The organism is Rhodococcus sp. APC 3903 (assembly GCF_030407755.1).
GTDB classification, from domain to species: domain Bacteria; phylum Actinomycetota; class Actinomycetes; order Mycobacteriales; family Mycobacteriaceae; genus Rhodococcus_F; species Rhodococcus_F erythropolis.
Map to the genome: position 1 here is coordinate 234,782 of NZ_JASDCV010000003.1, position 22,969 is coordinate 257,750.

General features: G+C 63.3%; 23 protein-coding genes and 1 riboswitch. Of the genes, 9 read left to right on the forward strand and 14 right to left on the reverse strand.

Annotated features, from left to right (window positions below; all coding sequences use genetic code 11):
* Positions 1-28 precede the first annotated feature (28 nt).
* Positions 29-1,132, forward strand: coding sequence for a branched-chain amino acid aminotransferase (locus QMA15_RS05780; protein WP_003941766.1), 1,104 nt, complete (start codon positions 29-31; stop codon positions 1,130-1,132).
* Here the strand turns inward: QMA15_RS05780 and QMA15_RS05785 are convergent.
* The 6 genes from QMA15_RS05785 to QMA15_RS05810 form a co-directional block, all read right to left on the reverse strand.
* A complete protein-coding gene (locus QMA15_RS05785) occupies positions 1,126-1,947 on the reverse strand; it encodes a dienelactone hydrolase family protein (RefSeq protein WP_279164187.1) in 822 nt (273 codons plus the stop codon). The two genes, QMA15_RS05780 and QMA15_RS05785, sit on opposite strands and share 7 nt — an antisense overlap.
* 123 nt (positions 1,948-2,070) lie before the next feature.
* Positions 2,071-3,045 (reverse strand): helix-turn-helix domain-containing protein, encoded by a 975-nt coding sequence (locus tag QMA15_RS05790; RefSeq protein WP_065456601.1) that lies wholly within the window; start codon positions 3,043-3,045, stop codon positions 2,071-2,073.
* 9 nt (positions 3,046-3,054) lie between these two features.
* Positions 3,055-3,822: an adenosylcobinamide-GDP ribazoletransferase gene (locus QMA15_RS05795; protein ID WP_080961137.1), complete on the reverse strand. Its 768-nt coding sequence runs from the start codon at positions 3,820-3,822 to the stop codon at positions 3,055-3,057.
* 2 nt (positions 3,823-3,824) lie between these two features.
* Entirely contained in the window at positions 3,825-4,883 is a 1,059-nt protein-coding gene (gene cobT, locus QMA15_RS05800) for a nicotinate-nucleotide--dimethylbenzimidazole phosphoribosyltransferase (RefSeq protein ID WP_279164198.1), read from the reverse strand.
* Between the two features lie 122 nt (positions 4,884-5,005).
* Entirely contained in the window at positions 5,006-5,593 is a 588-nt protein-coding gene (gene cobU, locus QMA15_RS05805; RefSeq protein WP_290283755.1) for a bifunctional adenosylcobinamide kinase/adenosylcobinamide-phosphate guanylyltransferase, read from the reverse strand.
* A 2-nt stretch (positions 5,594-5,595) separates the two neighbouring features.
* Entirely contained in the window at positions 5,596-6,252 is a 657-nt protein-coding gene (locus QMA15_RS05810) for a DUF3043 domain-containing protein (protein WP_279164186.1), read from the reverse strand.
* Between the two features lie 134 nt (positions 6,253-6,386).
* Here QMA15_RS05810 and QMA15_RS05815 point away from each other — a divergent pair, with 134 nt between their 5' ends.
* The 3 genes from QMA15_RS05815 to QMA15_RS05825 all read left to right on the forward strand — a co-directional run bounded on the left by QMA15_RS05815 (position 6,387) and on the right by QMA15_RS05825 (position 9,129).
* Positions 6,387-7,454: a glycerate kinase gene (locus QMA15_RS05815; protein ID WP_279164185.1), complete on the forward strand. Its 1,068-nt coding sequence runs from the start codon at positions 6,387-6,389 to the stop codon at positions 7,452-7,454.
* A gap of 150 nt (positions 7,455-7,604) precedes the next feature.
* Complete coding sequence (locus QMA15_RS05820) at positions 7,605-7,955, forward strand: iron-sulfur cluster assembly accessory protein (RefSeq protein ID WP_007730053.1); 351 nt, start codon at positions 7,605-7,607, stop codon at positions 7,953-7,955.
* Between the two features lie 196 nt (positions 7,956-8,151).
* Complete coding sequence (locus QMA15_RS05825) at positions 8,152-9,129, forward strand: carbohydrate kinase family protein (protein WP_279164184.1); 978 nt, start codon at positions 8,152-8,154, stop codon at positions 9,127-9,129.
* Between the two features lie 63 nt (positions 9,130-9,192).
* On the opposite strand, the gene asnB is transcribed toward QMA15_RS05825, so the two are convergent.
* On the reverse strand, positions 9,193-11,118 hold the full coding sequence (gene asnB / locus QMA15_RS05830; protein WP_019748911.1) for an asparagine synthase (glutamine-hydrolyzing): 1,926 nt from the start codon (positions 11,116-11,118) through the stop codon (positions 9,193-9,195).
* Positions 11,119-11,437: 319 nt separating this feature from the next.
* On the opposite strand from asnB, the gene QMA15_RS05835 reads away from it, so the two are divergent.
* Both QMA15_RS05835 and QMA15_RS05840 read left to right on the forward strand, forming a co-directional pair.
* The gene (locus QMA15_RS05835; RefSeq protein WP_007730054.1) at positions 11,438-12,502 is read left to right on the forward strand and encodes a cytochrome c oxidase subunit II; all 1,065 of its coding nucleotides are present in this window, start codon (positions 11,438-11,440) and stop codon (positions 12,500-12,502) included.
* 39 nt (positions 12,503-12,541) lie between these two features.
* Positions 12,542-12,958, forward strand: a complete 417-nt coding sequence (locus tag QMA15_RS05840; RefSeq protein WP_003941723.1) for a cytochrome c oxidase subunit 4 — start codon at positions 12,542-12,544, stop codon at positions 12,956-12,958.
* A gap of 109 nt (positions 12,959-13,067) precedes the next feature.
* Here the strand turns inward: QMA15_RS05840 and QMA15_RS05845 are convergent, their stop codons facing one another.
* Positions 13,068-13,457 (reverse strand): DUF3224 domain-containing protein, encoded by a 390-nt coding sequence (locus QMA15_RS05845; protein ID WP_279164183.1) that lies wholly within the window; start codon positions 13,455-13,457, stop codon positions 13,068-13,070.
* A 66-nt stretch (positions 13,458-13,523) separates the two neighbouring features.
* Between QMA15_RS05845 and QMA15_RS05850 the strand changes: the two genes are divergently transcribed.
* The gene (locus QMA15_RS05850; protein WP_019748908.1) at positions 13,524-13,820 is read left to right on the forward strand and encodes an antibiotic biosynthesis monooxygenase; all 297 of its coding nucleotides are present in this window, start codon (positions 13,524-13,526) and stop codon (positions 13,818-13,820) included.
* 149 nt (positions 13,821-13,969) lie between these two features.
* On the opposite strand, the gene QMA15_RS05855 is transcribed toward QMA15_RS05850, so the two are convergent.
* The 4 genes from QMA15_RS05855 to QMA15_RS05870 all read right to left on the reverse strand — a co-directional run bounded on the left by QMA15_RS05855 (position 13,970) and on the right by QMA15_RS05870 (position 18,300).
* Positions 13,970-15,574, reverse strand: coding sequence for a cytochrome bc complex cytochrome b subunit (locus QMA15_RS05855; RefSeq protein ID WP_007730057.1), 1,605 nt, complete (start codon positions 15,572-15,574; stop codon positions 13,970-13,972).
* A 59-nt stretch (positions 15,575-15,633) separates the two neighbouring features.
* A complete protein-coding gene (locus tag QMA15_RS05860; protein WP_007730058.1) occupies positions 15,634-16,776 on the reverse strand; it encodes a ubiquinol-cytochrome c reductase iron-sulfur subunit in 1,143 nt (380 codons plus the stop codon).
* A complete protein-coding gene (locus QMA15_RS05865; RefSeq protein WP_003941682.1) occupies positions 16,773-17,624 on the reverse strand; it encodes a cytochrome c in 852 nt (283 codons plus the stop codon). The genes QMA15_RS05860 and QMA15_RS05865 overlap by 4 nt, the downstream gene beginning before the upstream one ends.
* A 64-nt stretch (positions 17,625-17,688) precedes the next feature.
* Positions 17,689-18,300 carry a heme-copper oxidase subunit III gene (locus QMA15_RS05870; protein WP_007730060.1) on the reverse strand — a complete coding sequence of 204 codons (612 nt, stop codon included), beginning with the start codon at positions 18,298-18,300 and terminating at the stop codon, positions 17,689-17,691.
* Positions 18,301-18,427: 127 nt separating this feature from the next.
* Here QMA15_RS05870 and QMA15_RS05875 point away from each other — a divergent pair, with 127 nt between their 5' ends.
* Positions 18,428-18,916, forward strand: coding sequence for a hypothetical protein (locus QMA15_RS05875; RefSeq protein ID WP_290283756.1), 489 nt, complete (start codon positions 18,428-18,430; stop codon positions 18,914-18,916).
* Between the two features lie 126 nt (positions 18,917-19,042).
* Positions 19,043-20,134: an anthranilate phosphoribosyltransferase gene (gene trpD / locus QMA15_RS05880; RefSeq protein WP_290283757.1), complete on the forward strand. Its 1,092-nt coding sequence runs from the start codon at positions 19,043-19,045 to the stop codon at positions 20,132-20,134.
* An 8-nt stretch (positions 20,135-20,142) separates the two neighbouring features.
* Here the strand turns inward: trpD and QMA15_RS05885 are convergent, their stop codons facing one another.
* Both QMA15_RS05885 and QMA15_RS05890 read right to left on the reverse strand, forming a co-directional pair.
* Positions 20,143-20,418, reverse strand: a complete 276-nt coding sequence (locus QMA15_RS05885) for an Lrp/AsnC ligand binding domain-containing protein (protein ID WP_003941677.1) — start codon at positions 20,416-20,418, stop codon at positions 20,143-20,145.
* Positions 20,419-20,496: 78 nt separating this feature from the next.
* Positions 20,497-22,257: a DEDD exonuclease domain-containing protein gene (locus tag QMA15_RS05890; protein ID WP_195791317.1), complete on the reverse strand. Its 1,761-nt coding sequence runs from the start codon at positions 22,255-22,257 to the stop codon at positions 20,497-20,499.
* Positions 22,258-22,778: 521 nt separating this feature from the next.
* Positions 22,779-22,957, forward strand: a riboswitch (cyclic di-AMP (ydaO/yuaA leader).
* Positions 22,958-22,969: the final 12 nt, after the last annotated feature.

A 22,969-nucleotide genomic window follows, 5' to 3' on the forward strand; every position in this document is an offset into this window, starting at 1 on the left:
CTTTTTCACGTTCGATAGGATTGCGCCCATGACAGGTGCCGCCGATTTCGTTCGTGTTCAGAGCTCGTCCCCGAAGTCCGACGCCGAGCGCCGTGACATTTTGGCGGCGCCCGGCTTCGGGCGGCACTTCACCGACCACATGGTCTCGATCGACTACACCGCGGGCAAGGGCTGGCACGACGCCCAGGTGTTGCCGTACGGAAACATCGAGCTCGATCCGGCCGCAATGGTTTTGCACTACGGACAGGCCATCTTCGAGGGCCTCAAGGCATACCGTCAGCCGGGTGGCGAGATCAGCTCGTTCCGCGTCGAGGCCAACGCCGAGCGTTTCGCGGCATCTGCGCGCCGTCTGGCCATGCCGGAGCTCCCGTCGCAGATGTTCATCGATTCCATCACCGAACTGATCGACGTCGATCTCGACTGGGTTCCCGCAGCCGGTGGCGAGGACGCGCTCTACCTCCGTCCGTTCATGTTCTCCACCGAAGCCGGACTCGGTGTCCGTCCCGCCGACGAGTACCGCTACCTGCTGATCGCCTCGCCCGCCGGTGCGTACTTCCCGCGCGGCGTCAAGCCGGTCAGTGTGTGGCTGTCCACCGAATACGTTCGCGCGGCCCCCGGCGGTACCGGCGCGGCCAAGTTCGCCGGCAACTACGCCGCTTCGCTCCTCGCCCAGGCGCAAGCCGCCGACGAGGGTTGCGACCAGGTGGTCTGGCTCGACGCCATCGAGCGCACGTACGTCGAGGAAATGGGTGGAATGAACCTGTTCTTCGTCTTCGGCTCGGGCCCCGACGCTCGCCTCGTGACGCCGTCGCTGTCCGGTTCGTTGTTGCCAGGCATCACGCGCAACTCGTTGCTCGCCCTTGCCGCCGATTCCGGTTTCGCCGTCGAGGAGCGCAAGATCAGCACCGACGAATGGCGCACCAAGTGCAAGAGCGGTGAAATCACCGAGGTCTTCGCTTGCGGCACAGCAGCAGTCATCACCCCCGTCGGACGCGTCAAGTCCGCCGAGGGCGAGTTCACCATCGCCGACGGCGAGCCGGGTGAGGTGACGATGGCACTGCGCGACACCCTCACGGGTATCCAGCGCGGAACCTTCGCCGACACCCACGGCTGGATGACGAAACTTCACTGATCGCTGGTTCGTTCCGCGAGCAATCGCTCCCGGAAGAACTGCAGAATCTCGTCTCGTGCGACGGTGGTGGGCGATCCCGCCTCGTCGACGAGATGAGCCGTCACCACGCTGTGTGGATTGGCAATGACGTGTTCGAAGAACGGCGACGTTGTCGCGTTGGCCGCTTCGTCGGGTAGTACCTTCCCGACGAAGCGCTCGCCCAAGGCCTTCGAATAGGCGGCGAATCGTTGTGCGCGGCAGAACGAGTCACCTCGAAAGCGGTATGCAAGCACCGTGAGGTCTTCGGCCTCGAGTCTCGAGCGCACGGCTTCGAGTTCTTCGGGCCCGCTGTCGGTTTCGTCCGGTCGATCGAGCGGTAACGACGGTTGGGCGAGAACCGGCGCGATGACCGAGGGTTCGAGCATCATCGACAACGCGAAGTTACCGGTGAAGCACATTCCGATCACGCCGACGCCAGGTCCGCCGCTCTCCTCATGGGCGGAAGCGGCGAGTGAACGCAGCCAACGGACCGCCGGACTCGGTTCGTCGGCAGCGAGGGCGCGGAATTCTGCACTGACGCAGGCTCTCTTGAATACCGTCAGCCCCTCGTTCACTGTGGGGACCGCGCCGTCGCGGCCGAACAGTGACGGAACGAAGACAGTGAAACCGGCGTCGCGCACCCAGCGGGCGAATCGCGCTACATGCGGGCTGATGCCCGGCATCTCCGGCATGACGATTACTGCGGGACCCCTGCCGGCCACGTACACGGACTTCGCCACTGCGTCGATGGTGATCGTTCGACGGTCGAAGTCTTCGAGCGGATCGTCTTCGGTCATGCTCCGGTTCGGCACGGTGAGCCCTCTCAGTAGTCGAAACAATTCCTCTGCACAGTCTTTCGGCGCGGGATCGATGACAGAAGAGGGCGGTTCGCCACGTTTTCGGGCGGGCTCGCCTCGCACCTATCCGGCGCCGCCGTTGCGGAATCGCTTTCGGTAGTCGGCCGGGCTGATGCCGACGCGGTCGGTGAACAGGCGACGGAAGGTTCCAGGATCCTGATAGCCGATGTGCCCCAGGATCTTTCCGAGAGGCCAGTCGGTCGATTCCAACAACTGTTTCGCTTTTCGGATCCGTGCACGCTGCAGATAACTGCGCGGCGATTCCCCGGTCTCGTCCTTGAACTTCCGAAGCATGGTTCGGGTGCTGAGGTGAAAAGCACTCGACAGCAGATCCAAGTCGTAAGGTTCCGCCATCCGTTCGACCAGCCACTTTCCGACGTCGTCGGCAAACTGTGTGTGTTTGGCGGGCAGCATCGAGTCGACGATGTACGGAGATTGACTGGTTCGGTTTTCCGGCGCCAGAGTAATTCTTGCAGTCCTTCGCGCAATCTTGTCGCCGAGATGCTCGCGCACGAGTGCTGTTGCGAGGTCGAGCGCGGCGGTGAACGCAGCAGTGGTGGTGACGCCGTCGTCCTGGACGATCAACGAGTCGGTTCGAACCGTCGCACCGGGGTAACGACTCGCGAGGTCCGCACCGTACAGCCACGACGTCGTACATCGGCGTCCGTCGAGCAGTCCCGCCTCGCCCAACAGATACGCGCCGACGCAGACCGACGACACCCGAACGCCGTGCGCCTCGCACGCACGGATGAACTCGATTTCTCCCTCCCACAGCGACAAGCGCATCGCAGGGTCTTCGGACGGCACGAGCTCGAACCCCGGTACAACCAGGTGATCGATGTCGTGATGCCCCTCCTGCGCGCCGAGCGAAAATCCACCTGCCGCAACGACTGGCGTGTCGGACGCCGCGATGACCGATACCTCGAAGGGACCGGCGGGCGCTCCATCAGCGACCCGATTCGCGATCAGGAGAAGGTCGGTGAAAACGAATATCTCGGCCGCCAGGCAACCTTCGTACGCAAGGACACCTACTCGCACGACGTCGGATCACAGTCCGAGAGTGAGGCCGACGGCCGTCAGCGTCACAGTGAGTTCGAGTGCGAATCCGAGAACGTCTCCGTTGAGTCCGCCGAATCTACGGACGCAGTGACGCACGCACAGCACACTGATCACCAGCGCCGACGCGGTCACGAGAGGGCCGAGCCACCACCGGTCGGTGGCAAAGCCGGAAGCGGCGATCAGCGGAACCGACCACACGATTGCGGCCCACAGCGGTTGTGAATCGGCGACGAGCGCACCGAATCCGCTCGGGCTCGACGCGAGAATACCTCGGCGGCAGGCAAAAACGACGGCCACACGACCCGCAGCGACAGATACGAGAACGGCGATCCACTGCGTGGGGGAGTCGGCAACAGCGAGGACGCCGAAGGAGACCGATTGCAGCCCGAGGAAGATGAACAGCGCCGCGACCCCGAACGGTCCGGCACCGCCGCTGTGCATGACTTCGCGGGCGCGCTCCGGTGGACCGTAACAACCCAGTCCGTCGACGGAGTCTGCCAGTCCGTCCACGTGCATCCCGCGTGTCCCGAGAGCGAGCGCACCGACCGTCAGCAAGCCTGCGAGATAGGGATTCAGGCCGATACTGGTTGTGCCCCAGAGCAGAAACGTTGCGGCAATGCCGAGAGCGATCCCGGTGAGCGGAGCTGCCGCGATGGCGCGACGGCCGGCAGTTCGATCGATGTCGGAGGGACCACGAACCGGAAGGACCGTCAGCCACGAGAAGGCCAGCGGCACTCCGGACAGCGGGCCCGCCACGCTCACTCCGCCGTATCGGTCTTGGTCAGGTCGATCGACTCCGGTTCGTCGGCAGGTGCGCTGCCCTGAGTGCTGACACCGGCTTCGGAGAATGTCGCCATCTTGCTCAGGATCGCCACTGCGCCCTGAAGAATCGGGAGAGCTGTGACTGCACCTGAACCTTCACCGAGACGCATGTCGAACTCGACGATCGGGTCGAGACCCATTCGGGTCAATGCGATGGTGTGGGCGGGTTCGGTGGAGCGGTGTCCGGCGACCCACCATTCACGTGCGCCGAAAGCCAGTTCGTCGGCAACCATGGCGGCTGCGGTGACCACAACGCCGTCGAGGATCACCGGCGTACGACGCGAAGCTGCCTGGGCCAGAAAGCCGGCCATCGCGGCGAGGTCAGCACCCGAAGACGTGCGCAGCAGCGCGACTGTGTCGCGAACGTGCGGACGGGCACGCCGGAGAGCGTCGCGAATCGCTGCGGTCTTGCGGATCCATCCGGCGTCGTCGATACCGGTACCTCGACCCACGACCGCGACTGGTTCACTGTCCGTGAGTGCGGCGATGAGTACGGTTGCGGGCGTCGTATTGCCGATGCCCATGTCGCCGGCGATGAGAAGATCTGCGCCCCCGTCGATTTCCTCGTCCGCGATCGCTCGGCCGGCGGCGATGGCCTGAAGGGTTGCCTCGTTCGACATGGCGTCTTCGCGGTCGATGGACCCGGAAGACCTGCGCACCTTGTGGTTCGAGACGGACGGATCGGTATCGCCGTCCACTGCGATGTCGACGACGCGTACCGTGGCGCCGGCAACCTCGGCGAGGACGTTGACTGCCGCGCCGCCCCCGAGGAAGTTGGCGACCATCTGTGCGGTCACTTCCGGCGGATAGGCGGAGACGCCGTTGCGGGCGATTCCGTGATCACCCGCGAACACGACGACGCGAGGCCGAGCGAAAGCGTGTGGGGGACAAACTCCTTGGCAGGCTGATGCCCAGCCGGCGAGAGCCTCCAGTCGGCCCAGCGAACCGGCCGGCTTGGTCAGATCACGCTGACGCGCATCGGCCTGCGCTCGCACCTCGCGGTCGGGCGGGGTGACGGGTTCGAAGTCGGCGCTACTGACTGGCGCGACGTCAGGGTTGGATTCTGGGTTGGCAACTGGATTCGCCCCTGAAATGGCCCCTGGATTGGCCTCGGTACTCACATCGTGCCTTCCGGTTGTGCAGCAGTATCTTTCAAGATGAGCGGTAACCCTGCAACCACTAGTACGACACGATCGCACACCGCGGCGATACGAGCGTTGAGAGTGCCGATCTCGTCGCGGAACAATCGTCCGGACCGCGTCTCGGGGATGACGGCCAAACCCACTTCGGGGCTGACCAGCACCAGGTGTCCGCGGTAGTTCTCGACACTGGCGACCAGGCTGTCCGCCGCGGGCGTGACGGTGCCGCGCGGTGCGTCCCAGGCGCCTTGCCGATCGAGTTCCGCGGTCAGCCACGTTCCCAGATCGTCGACCAACGTCGCTGTGTGTGAATCGCTTTCGAGTTGCGCCGCGAGGTCACCGGCATCTGCGGTTTCGACCGTCGACCAATGGGAGGGCCGTCTGTTGCGGTGCTGGTCGATCCGGTTCTCCCAGTCTGCGTCGGAGACATCACGTCTGGCTGTCGCCAGGTACCGGACCGGTGCCGAACTTTCGGGTAAGTGGCCTGCACAAACCAAATCCTCGGCGTGCGCGGACTTACCAGACCGCGCGCCGCCGAGGACCAAAGTTCTATACGTGTTCGTCACGCTCAGATTGCGTCGCCCGGCCCCACACGAGGCTTCGGTGCGCGCAGCTTACGGATCTGCGACGCGCGAACGAACGCGTACCAGCCGAGCTTGAATCCGCCGTCGGTGCTGTCGGGGAAGCGCTCGGCGACGCGGTTGTTGATCATGCGACCGAGCCAGATGCCTTCACCGACCATGAAGAGCATCATCACGAGCATTGCCAGCGTGACGATCTGCTGGAGTGCGGGCGTGACGAACATCGTCATGATGAGGATCAATGCGAGCGGCATGAACAGCCCGACGAGGTTGCGGCGAGCGTCGATGAAGTCACGGACGTAGGCGCGAACCGGTCCCTTGTCGCGGGGGAGCAGGTACTTGTCCTCGCCGGCGAGCATGCGGGCGCGGCGGTCTGCCGACGATGCGCGACGCTCGGCGGCTTCGGCCTTGCGGTCCTCCTTGGAGCCGCGGGTCGCCTTACGGCGGGCGCGGGCTTCCTTCGCGGTCAGCGGGGCAGGGGCAACGGGGCCACGCCTCTTCGCCTCGGCGTCACGACGCTTGGGTGTGGGGCGGCCCTTGCCCACCTGCTCGGTGGGCGCCTCTTCGGAGGCCGAGGATGCCTCAGTGCCCTCGACGTCACGTTTGTCGGAGTTGTCTGAGTCACCGCGGCGTAGCAATTTCACACCTCCAGGCTATTGGATAAGTGCACGGTCTGGGAAACCGACCTCGGTCTTTCTGAAAAACCCGATCGCCCGAGGCACTGAAACGCGCGAGATCGTGAAACATCGGGGTCATTCGGGACTCTTAGACTTCCGTTATGCGGGTAATAGTTGCTCCGGATTCATTCGGCGAAACCCTGACTGCCGTCGCGGCGGCCGAATCCATTTCTACCGGTTGGCGACGTGGCCGACCCGGCGACGACGTCGTCATCGCGCCACAATCCGACGGTGGTCCGGGATTCGTCGACGTCTTGGCCACGGCCGGGGGCGACATCCGGACTGCACGTGTGTCCGGGCCTCTGGCCGCCGCCGTCGACGCCACGTGGCTGTTCGATTCGGACACGGCGTACATCGAGTCCGCCGAGGCCGTCGGGCTCGGCCTGCTCGGAGGTCCGCCGACGCGGGACACTGCACTCGCCGCGCACAGTCTCGGTGTGGGAGAGCTGATCGCTGTCGCGCTCGAGGCAGGCGTGAAGACGGTTGTCGTCGGACTCGGTGGGAGTTGCTGCACCGACGGGGGACGTGGACTGGTGGAGGCGCTGGGCGGCCTGGAGGTTGCAACGGCGGCTACGGCAGGCACTCAGTTGGTCGCCGCCACCGACGTCGAACACGTACTTCTCGGCGAGCACGGTGCGGCAGCGGTGTTCGGCCCGCAAAAGGGCGCCGACGCCGAAGCCGTCGCTGTTCTCGAAGCGCGGAACGCGAGATGGGCCGAACAGTTGGAGTCCGCCACCGGAAAACGAGTGTCGGATTTTCCGGGTGCCGGCGCCGCGGGTGGTATCGGTGCCGCGCTCTTTGCGCTCGGTGCACAGCGGCGATCCGGGGCCGACGTCGTCGCGGATCGCACCGGACAGGCCGCGCTACTGGCTTCCGCTGACCTGGTGATCACAGGCGAAGGCAAGTTCGACCACCAATCTCTGCGCGGCAAACTCGTCACAACGCTCGCTTCGGCGGGGGCAGCGCACGGCGTTCCGACGCTCGTCTTTGCCGGCCAGGTGACGCTCGACGAGGCGGACTATGCGTCGACCTCGATAGTCGCGGCGAAGTCGGTGACGGATTTCGCCGGGTCGGTGGAACGTGCGATGGAGGAAGCGTCGGCGTGTCTCGAGGGACTCGCCGAACACACGGCGCGCGAGTGGAACTTCTGGCGCGGCGTCCGGAGGTGAGGATCCACAAGCGTCGACGCGCCGTTGCCGTGTCTGGAAGACCGGATAGGATGAAGACGAATCGCACCCGGTAAAGGACTGGCGGGAATAAGTCGGCAGCGGCGTACCGTTGAAGCGTTCACGGGTTGGTACGAACATTAGGGAGAGCCCATGACTGTGCAGAACGAGACCGCCACCCACGGCGTCAAGATGACCGAGGCCGCGTCCGCCAAGGCGAAGGCACTCTTCGATCAGGAGGGTCGCGACGACCTCGCGCTGCGTATTGCAGTGCAGCCCGGCGGCTGTGCCGGACTGAAGTACCAGCTGTTCTTCGACGACCGCACGCTCGACGGTGACCTCACTGTCGACTTCAACGGCGTCAACCTGGTTGTCGACCGGATGAGCGCGCCGTACGTCGAAGGTGCGTCCATCGACTTCCTCGACACCATCGAGCAGCAGGGCTTCTCGATCGACAACCCCAATGCAACAGGCTCCTGCGCCTGCGGTGACTCGTTCAACTGAGTCTGTCGATCACAACTCAATTCACGAACAACTGACGCGGAACCGACATTCGGTTTCGCGTCAGTTGTTTGTGGTGACTCGTACGTAGACCGTTCCGATCCGACAGCTCGGGCGCCGATGACGGCGCTACGGGCGGTAACGTGAACTTTTGCTCCTCTTTCATTCTTGTACTCACTTCGCTGAAAGGCCACGATCCGTGACTATTGCGGTAACCGGTTCCATCGCCACCGACCACTTGATGCGCTTCCCCGGCCGCTTCGCCGATCAGCTCCTCGCCGATCAGCTCGCCCACGTTTCGCTGAGTTTCCTGGTCGACGATCTCGTGATTCGCCGCGGTGGTGTCGGCGGCAACATCGCTTACGCCATGGGCGTGCTCGGTGGGTCCCCGCTACTCGTCGGCGCAGTCGGTGCCGACTTCGCCGAGTACCGCACGTGGCTCGAGGACAACGGCGTCGACTGCAGCGCGGTCCGTATCTCGGACAAGGCACATACGGCGCGTTTCGTGTGCACCACCGACGAGGACATGGCGCAGATCGCGTCGTTCTACCCCGGTGCGATGAGCGAGGCTCGCGAGATCGAACTCGCGGCAGTGGCCAAGACTGCGGGCGCAGTCGAGTTGGTGCTGATCGGCGCCAACGACCCCGAGGCCATGGTTCGCCATACCGACGAATGCCGTCTGCTCGGGATTCCGTTCGCAGCGGATCCGTCGCAGCAGCTTGCCCGCCTGTCCGGTGACGAGGCCAAGGCGCTCATTCACGGCGCGAAGTACTTGTTCACCAACGAGTACGAGTGGGGTCTGCTTCAGCAGAAAACTGGTCTGAGCAAGGAAGAGATCCGCGCGCAGGTCGGCATCCGTGTCACCACCCTCGGCTCCAAGGGTGTGGAAATTGTTGACGCCGAAGGTAATTGGGTGCGCGTCGACGTAGTGCCCGAGACCGGCAAGGTGGATCCGACGGGCGTTGGTGACGGCTTCCGCGCCGGGTTCCTGCTCGCACACGGCGCCGGTCTGAGCTTCGAGCGTGCTGCACAGTTGGGATCTTTGGTCGCTGTGTTGATTCTCGAGACCGTGGGAACGCAGGAGTGGGTGTTCAATCGCGACGAGGCACTCAAGCGCCTTACCGACGCATACGGCAGCGCGGCAGCGGACGAGATCGCGACGATCCTGCCGAAGTAGGGCTCCGCCCCGTGAGTGGTTGAGGAGTCCGGAGACTCCCTAACCGCTCACGGGGCCGAAGGCCTAGATGTTGACCGGGTACACCGGTTCCTGGATCTGCGGCACGATGCGCTTCTCCACGAAGATCCCGTGCCAGACCATGAACGTCAGCACGGTCCACAGGCGTCGGCTGTGGTCGGACACGCCCTCGCGGTGATCGTTGAGCATCTTCACGACGGCCTGCTTGTCGAAGATGTGGTCGGTACCCGACTCCTCGATCTGCAGATGTGCCCAGTCGAAGAGTTCGGTGCCGCGCAGCCAATGGCGTAGGGGAACCGGGAATCCGAGCTTCGCACGGTGCAGAACATGGTGCGGCACAATGCCTTCCAGGGCCTGGCGCAGTGCGTACTTGGTTGTGTCCTTCGTGATCTTCTGATCGAGCGGTACGCGTGACGCTACGTCGAAGACCTCGGGATCGAGGAACGGCACACGCAGTTCCAGCGAGTTGGCCATCGTCATCTTGTCGGCCTTGACGAGGATGTCGCCGCGCAGCCAGGTGAACAGGTCGAGATGCTGCATCCGGGCAACCGGATCCCAGTCCCGTGACTGCGCGTAGATCGGCGCGGTGACGTCCTGGTGAGTCCACTCGGGGCGGAAATCGCGAAGGACGGCGCGGAGCTGAGCGTCGTTGAAGCTACGAGCATTGCCGTAGTAGCGCTCCTCGAGGGTCAACGAACCGCGATTGAGCAGACTCTTGCCGCGAGTACCGTCCGGGATGCGTTCGGACAGCTTGCCTGCAGCCCGACGTAATCCCTTGGGGAGGTACTCGAAAGGCTTGAGCGACAACGGCTCACGGTAGATCGTGTAGCCGCCGAACAGCTCGTCGGCGCCCTCGCCGGACAGCACGACCTTGACGTGCTTGCGGGCTTCCTTGGCGATGAACCACAGCGGAATCAATGCCGGATCGGCTACCGGGTCGTCGAGGTACCAGACGATCTCGGGAATGGCAGCGGCGAACTCGGCGGGGGATACCACCTTGACGACGTGCTTCGCGCCGATCGCCGCGGCAGATTCTGCAGCGACGTCGACCTCGGAATAGCCCTCACGTTCGAAACCGGTCGTGAAGGTGATCAGGTTGGGGTTGTGGCGCATCGCCAGTGCCGCGATCGCCGTGGAGTCGATACCACCGGACAGGAACGAACCGACGGTGACGTCGGCGCGCATGTGCTTGGCGACCGAATCCTCGAGTGCCTCGGCGATTTCCTGGTAGCGCGCCTTCTCGGTGCCAGGTGCAAAAGGCTTGGCCGGGAACTTCGGCGTGAAGTACCGCGTGAACGTGGGTTCCTCGCCCGGACGCACCCGAGCGAAGCTGCCCGACTCCAGGCGTCGGATCTCCTTGTGCAGTGTTTCCGGCTCCGGGACGTACTGCAGAACGGTGTAGTGCTCGATGGCGCGCGGATCCAGCTCGGTACCGATGCCGATCAGATCGGTGAGTTCGAGCAGGCTCTTCTTCTCACTGCCGAACGCGGTGCCGCCGGCGCCGGTAGCAATGAACAGCGGCTTGATCCCGAACGGATCGCGCGCGATGAACAGCTCGCGTGTGTCGGTGTCCCAGATCGCGAACGCGAACATTCCGCGTAGGCGCCGGACCGCATCCTCACCCCAGTAGTGGAATGCAGCGACGATGGCCTCGGAGTCGCCCTCGGTGAAGAACTTGGCGTCGTGGTCCTTGACCAGTTCGGCGCGGATCTCCAGGTAGTTGTAGATCTCGCCGTTGAACGTGAGCGCATAACGCTCCGGGTTCTCCGGCGGGCCCCAACGCAGCGGCTGGTGGGAATGAGCGATGTCGATGATCGCCAGGCGGTTGAACCCGAAGACGAGGTGGTCGTCGTTCCACGTCCCGTGTTCGTCCGGCCCGCGGTGACGAAGGCAATGCATCGCCTGGTCGACCCGCGAGACGGCGTCCTCGCTGGTTCCGCCAGATGTCAGTAGCCCGAGCAGTCCACACACAGCGTCCGGTTCCTCGATTCAGAATTTTTGTAGAGAAGGCTCCCGGACACGAGTGTCGGGGAGAGGTCAACGAACTCTTGTCGAAAGTATGCCGCAGATCGACGTCCCTGCCGATCGCGGCGGAACGAATCGACGTGATGTGCGTCGCCGAAACGACCTGAGCCGTTCCTGAGCAGCACCTGAGAGAGCTGTGTGACGTCCGCCGCGACACGGGCGAGGACCCGAGGATGGATAGCGCCCGGCTTTGGTCTACGCTGCGTAGTAATTGGGCCTTCCCTCCGGGCATGCCCTAGTTGAATTTTGTGGCGATCAGGAAGGCGTGAACGTGGCGCAAGGTCGGATCCTTCGGCGAGCGGGGCTGGCAGTATCTCTGGGCATTGCTGCCTTGCTGCTGTCGGGTTGCTCCATCGACAACGAAGTGCTTCGTTTCGGGTGGCCTTCGGGCATCACCCCGGAGGCGACGCGCATGCGTGAGCTGTGGACGTGGTCGGTTGTAGCCGCCCTCGTCATGGGTGTGCTGGTGTGGGGGTTGGTCTTCTGGGCCGTCATCTTCCACCGTAAGAAGAAGGACTCGCCGGAATTCCCGCGTCAGACGGCATACAACGTGCCGCTCGAACTCGGTTACACGGCAGTTCCCTTCGTCATCATCGCGGTTCTCTTCTACTTCACCGTCATCGTTCAGAACCATGTTCTGGACAAGACGGACAACCCTGACGTCGTTGTAGACGTCACGGCCTTCCAGTGGAACTGGAAGTTCGGCTACCGCTCCATCGAGTTCGGTGACGGTTCCGCCAAGTACAACGGAATCGACGTCGAGGCCGAAGAGGCTGCCAAGACCGAGGGCTCCACTGTCAACGATCACGGCGAAGAAGTTCCCGGCCCGATCCACGGCAACAGCACCGAGGACCTGAGCTACCTGCACTACGACAAGATCGAGACCGTCGGCTCCAGCCAGGAGATCCCGATCCTCGTTCTGCCCACCGGCAAGCGAATCCAGTTCGAACTCGCTTCCTCGGACGTCATCCACGCATTCTGGGTGCCCGAGTTCCTGTTCAAGCGTGACGTTCTCCCGAACCCCAAGGAGAACCACTCGGACAACATCTTCCAGATCAGTGAGATCGAGAAGGAAGGCGCGTTCGTCGGGCGTTGTGCAGAAATGTGTGGCACGTTCCACGCGATGATGAACTTCGAGGTTCGTGCGGTTTCGCCGGAGGACTTCGCCAAGTACATCGAACTGCGCAAGGGTGACGCGGAGGGCAAGGGTGGTCTGACGACCGCTGAGGCTCTGCAGGCAATCGGTCAGTCGCCGGTGGCTACGTCGACCACGCCGTTCAACACCGACCGCGAGTACCGTCAGGCAACCGTCGCCACTGCAGGCAACTGAGCCGGCCAGCCTCTTCACTGAACAAGGACAAGTGCTGATATGAAGATCGAAGCCAAGCTCTTCGAGATCCTGACGATGTTCTTCATTCTCGTCGCGATCATCTACGGAGTGTTCACCGCTCTGTCACGCACAGGTATCGAGTGGGCCGGACTGACGGCCATCGTCCTGTCTGCAGGTCTGACGCTCATCGTGGGTACCTACTTCCGCTTCGTCGCCCGTCGTCTGGACACCCGTCCCGAGGACTACGACGACGCTGAAATCTCGGATGGTGCAGGAGAACTGGGCTTCTTCAGCCCGGGTAGCTTCTGGCCGATCCTGCTTGCCGCTGCTGCTGCACTCGCGGCAGTGTCGCTGGCGTACTTCCAGCCGTGGCTCATCGCAGTCGCAGTTGTCTGTGTGCTCGCCGCAGCCGCAGGCCTGGTGTTCGAGTACTACACCGGACCCGAGAAGCACTAGTTTCACCCGCACTCGAACAGAGGCGCCGCACCCACCCGGGTACGGCGCCTCTGTTGTCGTTTATGTACGTTTCGGTGGTAGGAGGGTGCCTGTCAACAACCGCTCTCTGTCAATCGTGGAGCGAGTATTCGAGGTCGTAGCGGTGCAGACCGTCGACGACCTCCAGCTCGAGAGTGCCTGCGATGCCCTTCAACTCGCCGGTTCCGGACCCCGGCACGATCTCGTACAGAAGCTTCTGCGTTCCGTCGATCATCTGACCGAACTGCTGCAGGGCGAACGATCCCACAGCTTCGTCGACCTGCCCCGTGACAAACTCCAAAGCGACATAGCCCGCTGCACCGGCTGTCGGATCGCCCGCGGACAGCATCAGTCCGGTCGATGTTCCTTCGACGCCGCCGATGAACGTCTTGTCGAACTCGAAGCGTCCGACGCGTCCGGAGAGCTCAGGATCGGCGGGGCGAAGATCGATCTCGAAGGTGCCGCGTGCATGGGATGTCATGGTCCGAGTATCTCACCAGGCGACAACGCCTCGAGGGGACTCCCGAGAACGTGCAACACTCGGTAGATGATTCTCGAACATGCCGTCCTGCAGGTCGATCCGTCGCAGTCAGCGCGTTTCGAGGCCGCATTCGACGTGGCCCGAACCATCATCTCCGAGGTTCCCGGATTCATCAGGCTGCGGCTCTCGCACTGCCTGGAATCACCGGAGCGATATCTCCTGCTGGTCGAGTGGGAAGACGTGGAGTCACACACCATCGGGTTCCGTAAGTCGCCAGGATACGAGAAGTGGCGAGAACTTCTCCATCACTTCTACGAGCCGTTCCCGACGGTGGAGCACTATTCGACTGTGCTCGAGGTCTAGCAAAGCGTAGTGCCTGCTGTTGTCGGCGCTCAGACGACGAACCGGGGGAGTGGTGCCCACTTGGAGGTTGTCCATACTGAATCGCTCAGAGAACGAGTGAGGCCCCGAACCGGAATCCGGTTCGGGGCCTCACTGGTCAACTGACGTTCTTAGTGGAGTTCTCCACTGGAACCATCGGACTTGCCGTTGGTTCGGTTCTGGTAGTCCAGAAGGATCTGAAGCTGCTCGTGCTCAGCTTCGTGATGAGCGGCTTCGAGAGCCTCGCTCTCCTCGACTGGGTCAGCGGTGATCAGGCTACCGCTACCGGGCTTGCCGGCGAGGCCGAGCTTGTTCATCTTCTTCGGGACAGCAGCACCCTGGTACTCGAGCGGGATCGGGTGTCCGTGCTCGTCGACGGGGCCGAGCGGCTGGTGGATCTCGATGTACTGGCCGTTCGGCATCCGCTTGATGATGCCGGTCTCGATGCCGTGTTCGAGGACTGCACGGTCACTGCGCTGCAGGCCGATGCAGAACCGGTACGTCACGAAGTACGCGATGGGCGGAAGGATGACCATGCCGATACGGCCGATCCACGTCATTGCGTTCAGCGAGATGTGCAGGTGGTACGCGATGATGTCGTTGATGCAGGAGATCGTGAGCACCAGGTAGAACGCGATGGACATCGCACCGATAGCGGTACGGACCGGCACGTCGCGCGGGCGCTGCAGGATGTTGTGGTGAGCGTCGTCTCCGGTGAGACGCTTCTCGATCCACGGGTACGCGATCAACAGTGCGAAGACGAGGCCCATGATCAGGGCGACGGCGAACACTGCAGGGATCGTGTACCGGTTGAACAGGTAGATCTCCCACGCCGGCCACAGTCGAGCAAGGCCGTCCGTCCACATCATGTAGATATCGGGCTGGGAACCTGCCGAGACCTGTGACGGGTTGTACGGACCGATGTTCCACACGGGGTTGATCTGGAACAGACCACCGAGCAGTGCGAGCACGCCGAAGGTCATGGCGAAGAACGCGCCACCCTTCATCGCGAAGACCGGGAGGATGCGGACGCCGACGACGTTCTGTTCCGTACGGCCGGGGCCGGGGAACTGCGTGTGCTTCTGGTACCAGACCAACGCGAGGTGGCCGGCGATCAGAGCCAGGATGATGCCCGGGAACAGCAGCACGTGAGCGACGTAGAGACGCGGGATGATGAGGTCGCCGGGGAAGTCGCCGTCGAAGATCAGCCAGTGCATCCAGGTACCGACGATCGGGATACTCATCGTGATACCACCGAAGGCGGCGCGGAGGCCGGTGCCCGAGAGCAGGTCGTCGGGGATGGTGTAACCGAAGAAGCCTTCGAACATCGCCAGGATGAGCAGCAGGCAGCCGATGACCCAGTTCGCTTCACGTGGGCGACGGAAGGCGCCGGTGAAGAAGATGCGAGCGAGGTGAACGATGATCGACGCCGCGAACATCAGTGCAGCCCAGTGGTGAATCTGGCGAACGAAGAGACCGCCGCGCACCTCGAAGGAGATGTTCAGGGTCGTCTCGTAGGCGCGAGACATCGTGACACCGCGAAGCGGCTGGTATGCGCCCTGGTAGACGACGTGTGCCATCGACGGATCGAAGAACAGCGTCAGGAACACACCGGAGATCAGCAGGATCACGAAGCTGTAGAGCGCGATCTCGCCGAGCATGAAGGACCAGTGCGTCGGGAAGACCTTGTTGATCTGCCGGCGCATGCCTGCGGCGAGGTGGTAGCGGGAGTCCATAGCCTCCGCTTGTCCAGCCGCTGCCGCGCTGATCTTGGACGGTTTGGTTGTTGTTGTGGTCACGGTCGACGCTCCCAAAATGCCGGGCCGAGTGCTTCGATGAAGTCACCGTCGGCGACCAGGAAGCCCTCTTCGTTCACTGTAATAGGCAACTGCGGAAGTGCGCGAGCAGCGGGACCGAAGATCGGCTTGCCGTAGGTCAGTGCGTCGAACTGCGACTGGTGGCAGGGGCACAGAATACGGTTGCTCTGCTGTTCGTAGAGCGAGGTGGGGCAACCCAGGTGGGTGCAGATCTTCGAGTAGGCGAAGTAATCGCCGTAGTTGAAGCTTTCCTGGCCCTTACGCTTGGTGACACGCGCGGTGTCTTCCGTGCGGAGGCGGATGAGCATCACCGAGTTACGAATGCCGCGCAGTGCTGCGAGCAGAGCGTGCTCGTCGCCACGGTCGGACTCGCGGAACGGGAAGACCGTTTCCATCGAACCGGCATCGAGATCTTCCGGGCGAACGAGGACGATGTCCTCGGGACGGCCGGTGTCACGACGCAGGTAGATGGTCTCGCCCGGGTAGTTCGGGGTCCAGCCGGACACCCACAGAGGTGAGTCGTCGCCCTTGGCCCACGGGTTCTTGATGAGTCCGCCGAGGGGCATGACCATCATGACGCCGAGTGCGCCGCCGCCGAACATCAAGCTGCGCTTGATGGCCTTGCGGCGGGGGAGGGTGGACGTCTCGAGGGTGTCGCCGAGCTCGGCGACGATCGTGCGACGATCGACCTCGGTGGAACCACCGTCGTGGCGGTCCTGGATCGAGACCTCTTCGGGGATGAACTTCTTCGTGAACTGAACGGCACCGATGCCGACGCCGAGGATCGCCAGACCCATGGTCAAGCCGATCAGCGGGGTGTACAGGCTGTACTTGCCGTAGTTCTCGTCACCGGCGCCTGCGTACTCCCAGGGCCAGAACAGGTAGATCGCGATGAACGCGATCGCCGAAACGCCGGCGAGGCCGAACCAGAAGGCGACGTTGCGCTCGGCGCGCTTTTCCGCCCTGGTGCCCTTTACCGACCAACGATCACGGCGGTAGACGACATCGACGCCATCGAGATTGGTACCCAGCTTGACCAGGTCGTCGCGTGACATCGCGTCGAGCTCTTCATCTGTGTACTTCTTAGGCGTATCGCCGCCATGCTGGCCAGCGTCGCTCATGACCTTGCTCCGATCCACAATGCTGCACCGACGACAGCGATGATTCCGACGGCCCACATGGCGAGACCCTCAGAGGCCGGACCGAGGCCACCGAGCCCGTACCCACCGGGGTCCTTCGACTCGCCCGACGACTTGACGTAGGCGATGATGTCCTTCTTCTCCTCGATCGTCAGCTGACGATCCGAGAACTTCGGCATGTTCTGGGGACCGGTAACCATGGCAGCGTAGATCTGCTGCTCGCTGGCCGGATCCAGGACCGGGGCGTACTTGCCCGAGGACAGTGCGCCACCGCGGCCGGTGAAGTTGTGGCACGACGCGCAGTTGAGCCGGAAGAGCTCACTGCCGCGTCCGACGTCGCCACCGCGCAGCGAGGACTGGGCGATTTCGCCGTTCTCGTCGCGGATGAGCGTCGGGCCGCCGCCGTTGGCCTGGATGAAAGCGCCGAGGGCGTCGGTCTGCGCAGCATCGAACTTGGGGTCCTTGCGTGCAGCCTGGGCCTCGTTGCGAGCTGCCGGCATACGACCAGAGGAGACCTGGAAGTACACGGCTGCTTCGCCGACGCCGATGAGGCTGGGACCGCGGTCCTGCACGCCCTGCAAGTTCGCGCCGTGGCACGTGATGCATGACGTGTCGTACAGCTGCTTGCCTTCACGAATCAGGGCTGCTGAATCGTCACTGGCGGTCGCAACCTGCGGAGCTGGTGTCAACGCCGAAGCGAGGAAACCTGCGCTGATCAATCCCATCATCAATACGAGCGCGCCAGTGACGCGCCGGCGGATTTTCCGCTGGCGACGCGACTTCGCGGCATTCGCTGAGTTATCGGATGCGGGAGGGGGGGATGAACTCATCTGTATCCCTTTGGTATGTCGGGACGGAACTGGACGTCAGGGGCTGCCTGGGGCGTACAGCTGATTAACGGATGAAATAAATCGTGGCAAACAGCGCGATCCACACGATGTCGACAAAGTGCCAGTAGTACGAAACAACGATCGCGGCGGTGGCCTGGGCGGGCGTGAACTTGCTGACCCGGGTACGTGCGATCAAGAAGACGAAGGCGATGAGACCGCCGATGACGTGCAGACCGTGGAAGCCGGTGGTCATGTAGAACACCGAGCCGTACACGCTGCTCGAAATCGTGGTGCCCTCGTGCACGAGGTGGTAGTACTCGTAACCCTGGCCGGCGACGAAGAACGCCCCCATGACCAAGGTGATGGTGTACCAGCGACGAAGTCCGAAGACGTCGCCACGCTCAGCCGCGAAGACACCCATCTGGCAGGTGAACGAAGATGCGATAAGCACCAAGGTCACCGGCACGGCCAGATACAGGTTCAATTCGGTTGGCTCCGGCGGCCAATTTCCGTTCGCCTGAGCTCGTGCCACGAAGTACATGGCAAAGAGCCCTGCGAAGAACATGAGCTCACTTGACAACCACACGATGGTGCCAACGCTGACCATATTCGGCCGGTTCAGCGAGTGCACGCGTTGGGTGATTGCCGATCCTGAAGTCCCTACTGCGCTCGTCACAGACAGAAGTATGACGCTTCGTCGTAAGAGACGACCACTCGGGTCCACCATCGGCGCGTCGCTCGGCTCGAGTTCGCGGGATCGGGCGGCGAACGCGCTGGTGGCGTGGTCGGAATATGCTGGCGCGATGGCAGCTACACACAAGAGTAGACCGTGGTTCCTGAGAATTTTCGGCACGAAGATTCCGACACCGCTCGATGCAGGGCGGTCGGATCTGGTCGTCGTTGCCGAAGGCTTCGACGACGCCGAGGCGAGCTCGACGGCTCTCGAACGTGCCGCCTCCACCGAGCCGGAGTTCAGGGCGGAGGCCGAAGTGGTTCTGCGGCATCATCTCGACCTCCCGGAGGGCTCGGTAGCCGATGCCGAGAGCATCGTCGCCCAGGACGGATATGTGCGAGGCTCGAGTCGGCCCGAGGACGTGACTCCGGTGGTCGAGAATTCGGTTCGCGTCGTCTTCGAGCGTGTCCAGGTGCTTGACGCCCTGCATTGCTCCCAGGAGCGGTCACGAATGGCCGGTCTGGCGCAGCGACTCGGTGGTTCGGTCGCCGGGTGGGACGCGCTCCAGCCCCCGATACTTGCGGAGGCGCCGCCCAAACGCGGTCGCAGAAAGTCCTGAGCGGCCCTATTCGGTTTCCTCCTTACCTCACTGACTAGGCTGCGAGGGTCATCGGCAGCACAAAATGGCAGCGCGAAACGACAGCTCGAAATCCAGCCCACTTGAACGACAGGGGACCAAGGCACTATGGCCGGCACCGACGCATCCAACGCCGTGAACGTCGATTCGAGTGCAGTGGTGCGGTCCTGGCCGTTGATTCTCGGTTTGCTCACGGACGGCAGTGACTTGTCGGAAGCCGACAGTCGCTGGGCGATGGGCGAGATCATGTCGGACAACGCCACCTCCGCTCAGATCGCTGCTTTCGGGGTCGGTCTGAAGATGAAGGGCGAAACCCCCGCGGAGTTGGAAGGGCTCGCCGCCGCGATGCTCGAACACTCCAGGCGCGTGCCGGTCGATTCCGACGTCGTCGACATCGTCGGCACGGGTGGTGACCGCTCCAACACGGTCAACATCTCGACGATGGCCTCGATCGTGGTTGCCGCGTCCGGTGTGCGAGTTGTCAAGCACGGCAACCGCGCTGCTTCGTCCAAGAGTGGTGGCGCCGATGTGCTCGAGGCGCTCGGCGTTCGCATCAACCTCGGCCCGGAGCAGGTTGCGAGGTGCGTCGAAGAGGTCGGAATCGGCTTTTGTTTCGCGCCGGTCTTCCATCCCGCACTGCGCTTTGCGGCGGTGCCTCGCAAGGAAATCGGCATCCCGACGGCATTCAACGTGCTCGGTCCACTGACCAATCCGGCTCGTCCGCGTGCCGGGCTGATCGGGTGCGCATTTCCGAAGCTGATCTCGGTCGTCGCGGGAGTCCTTGCGCAGCGCGGTAATTCGGCGTTGGTGGTGCGCGGAGACGACGGACTCGACGAACTGACCACATCGACGACTTCGACGGTTCACATCGTCGGCGGTGGAAGTGTGCGAACTGTCACGCTGGATCCGCGCGACCTCGGAATCGACCGCGTTCCTCTCGAAGAGTTGCGCGGAGGAGACGCCGAATTCAACGCCACCGTCGCCCGAACGCTGCTTTCCGGGCAGAAGGGGCCGGTCCGGGACGCGGTCTTGCTGAACGCGGGAGCGGCCATCGCGGCGTTCAACGGTGTCGGTGACGATCTCGAGGGTGCGATCTCCGCCGGGATGGCTGCAGCCGCTGCCGCGATCGACGGCGGCGCCGGCGCTGAACTGCTTCACAAGTGGGCGGCACTCACCGCCGAACTGGCCGACCAAGCCTGATCGACGAGCTACTCGCCCAGCGAGAAACCGGCCTCGACGTCTGCGCTGGAGAAGGACTGGAAGGCGATGTGTGTGGCGGTTCGGAGAACGCCGGGCACCTTGTTGATTCCTCCGGTGACCACGTCGGCGATCTGGGCGTGGTCACGTACCTTCACGATGGCGATCAAGTCGACGTCACCTGCGCACGAGTAGACCTCCGTCACTCCGGACAGGTCGGCGACGGCCTGCGCGGTTTCCGGGATCCGAGCGGACTCGGCGTGAATCATGACGATGGCGTTGATCATTTCTCTCCTCGATTTCCAGGTGGGTTGTGATGACCCGGTGGTTTCGATCGAGCTTAGGGGTGCCGCCCCGTCGTTACGTCATCGATGTTCGGATTCGGTACCGGCCCGCGCGAGTCGGCACCAGGCTTCCCACTTGCCGGCGCCGCCCGCAGGTTCGACGTAGCCGGATGTCGCCGACACGATTCGGACACCGTCCGATGCGAGCCACCGTGCGATCAGACCCAGTTCTTCGGGTGACGCGCCGCGAAACGGTGCGTCGTCCGGTAGGACGGTTTCGGCTGCCGCGGTGATGGCGTCGACGACGGGCATCGGGTGAGTTCCACGTCTGGCGAGCCCGGCGGACGCGAGACGTCCGGAACGGATCACCGACAGCTCCCAGCCGCCGTCCCCGGTGGGACGGGCGAGAATCAGTTGTTCGATCGCCGCGACTGCTGCGAGTCGCTGAGTGCGCCGCACTGCGGTAGAGACTGCGACCGTTCGGTCACGCAGACGAGCAGCATTCTCGAACAACGCGTGTGCGGACAGCTCGTCTATTCGCGCCTGCATTTGTTGGAGGGGAGCGTCGTTGGTTCCCCGGAAGAATCCACGCACAGTCTCAGGGGCGGCCGCGTAGTCCTCCGCAGTGAGTTCCGGTGCCCAGGAGGCGGGACACGCCCCCAGTTCGCGAGCGGGGCAGTCAGGGCCGTGAACGGCGCCGCGCCCGAGACGTTTGGTGCACGTGCGTAGGCGGCTGAACTCTGCGACGGTGTCGGCGACTTCGACTGCGTCGCCGCGAGAGGTGAACGGGCCGATCGAATCGGCCGTAGGCGTGCGAACCACGGACAGTCTGGGAAACGCCTCGTCGGTGAGAGTGATCCACCATCCTCTTTTGGGGAATTTGGAGCGACGGTTGTACGGGGGTGCATGCGCGCTCAGTAGTCGTAGTTCACGCACCCCTGCCTCGAGCGCATGGGCGCACTCGACGTGGTCCACACGGGTGGCGAGCGCGACCATTTCCTTCATCCGGCCGCGGGTCTCCGAACCGGTGAAGTAGTTGCGGACGCGGCGCCGAAGGTCGGTAGCAGTTCCTATATAGAGGGCTTCGTCCGAAGGGCCTCGGAAAAGGTAGACACCCGGACTTCGCGGCAGGTTTGCGGCGAAGGACCGTTTGGCCCGCTGATGTGAGGAAATGTTGGGCAGGTAGTCGACGAGTTCGCTGTAACTGTGGACGCCTTGGTTCCCGACTCTGTCGATCAACCCGTGTAGGACGTCGACGGTCGCACGCGCGTCGTCGAGCGCGCGGTGCGTCGGTTGGGTGGTCACCTGGAAGAGATGGGCGAGTGCGGAGAGTTTGACCGAAGGCGCCTCGTCGCGGGTGAGCACGCGCCTGGCGAGCTTCACAGTGCACAGCACACGGAACGCCGGCCACGGGCGTGCGCTGCGTGACGCCGCTGCTTTCAGGAAGCCGATGTCGAAGGGCGCGTTGTGTGCCACCAGCACCGCACCCTCGGCGAATTCGAGAAAAGCGGGTAGGACACGTTCGATCGGAGGTGCGCCGATCAGCATGGCGGTGGTGATTCCGGTCAGTTCGACGATGTACGGCGGAATCGATCGGCCGGGGTCGACGAGTGTTGCCATTTCACCGAGCACTTCGCCACCGCGGATCTTGACGGCGCCGATCTCGGTGATGGAGTCCTGGTCGGCGCTTCCACCTGTGGTCTCGAGGTCGACGACGACAAACGTCGTTTCGCTCAGCGGTGTGTCCAGCTCGTCGAAGCTCAGTTGCCGCCCGACGTCGAACTTCTCCCCGTCGGAGAACGGGGACGGAGACGGAAATTCTCGGGCCGAGGCGGGACTCACACCGCAGACAGTAGAAGGACCCCCCGACACGAATTCGAGATTGCATACGCGGAACCCGGCTCACTCCGACTTCCATTGGGAAAGCAACGGATTGACCCCCGACAAAAGTATGAGAGACGAGGATCACACTTGCGGTGGGAACTCGCGAATGCGGTCTCCTACCTACTTACCGGTAGGGCGATTCGTGAGGGTGTTGCTACGGCGATCAGTCGCCGAAACCGCCTGATTGATCGAAACGGGTTCTAGTTTCAAGTAATCGGCGTTGAACTGCATGGAAGATCGGATTGTCGGGTTTGGTGACCCTTGCCAGTGGGTAGCAAGCGCAGGTTTGCGGGCCAGGTGAGCCTCGCCGAACAGACCTGTTGTTATCTCTTCGTGACCCGTCCGGCGTATCGCGGGCGCGGCAGCATGATTTCCGGCGAATCGGGCGCGATTGTCACGAAGCGGTCGACATCGTCGCGATCATTTCGTAACCTTCCTGAGACCTAACGAAGTCTTGCCGGACCAAACAGGACCGGCATCGTCAGGAACCGCCTAATCGGGATCTCCGCGAGGAACCCGAACCGGGAACCCAAGTTTCCACTGGGGTGAATCCCGCCTGGGGTGCAGCACGCATGATCGCTGCGGACCACGCGGGTAGGGCTGATCTTCCCAGCCCGAACCCGTCAGCTAACTCGGTCGGCGGATGAATGGAAGAAATGGAGCACCCCTT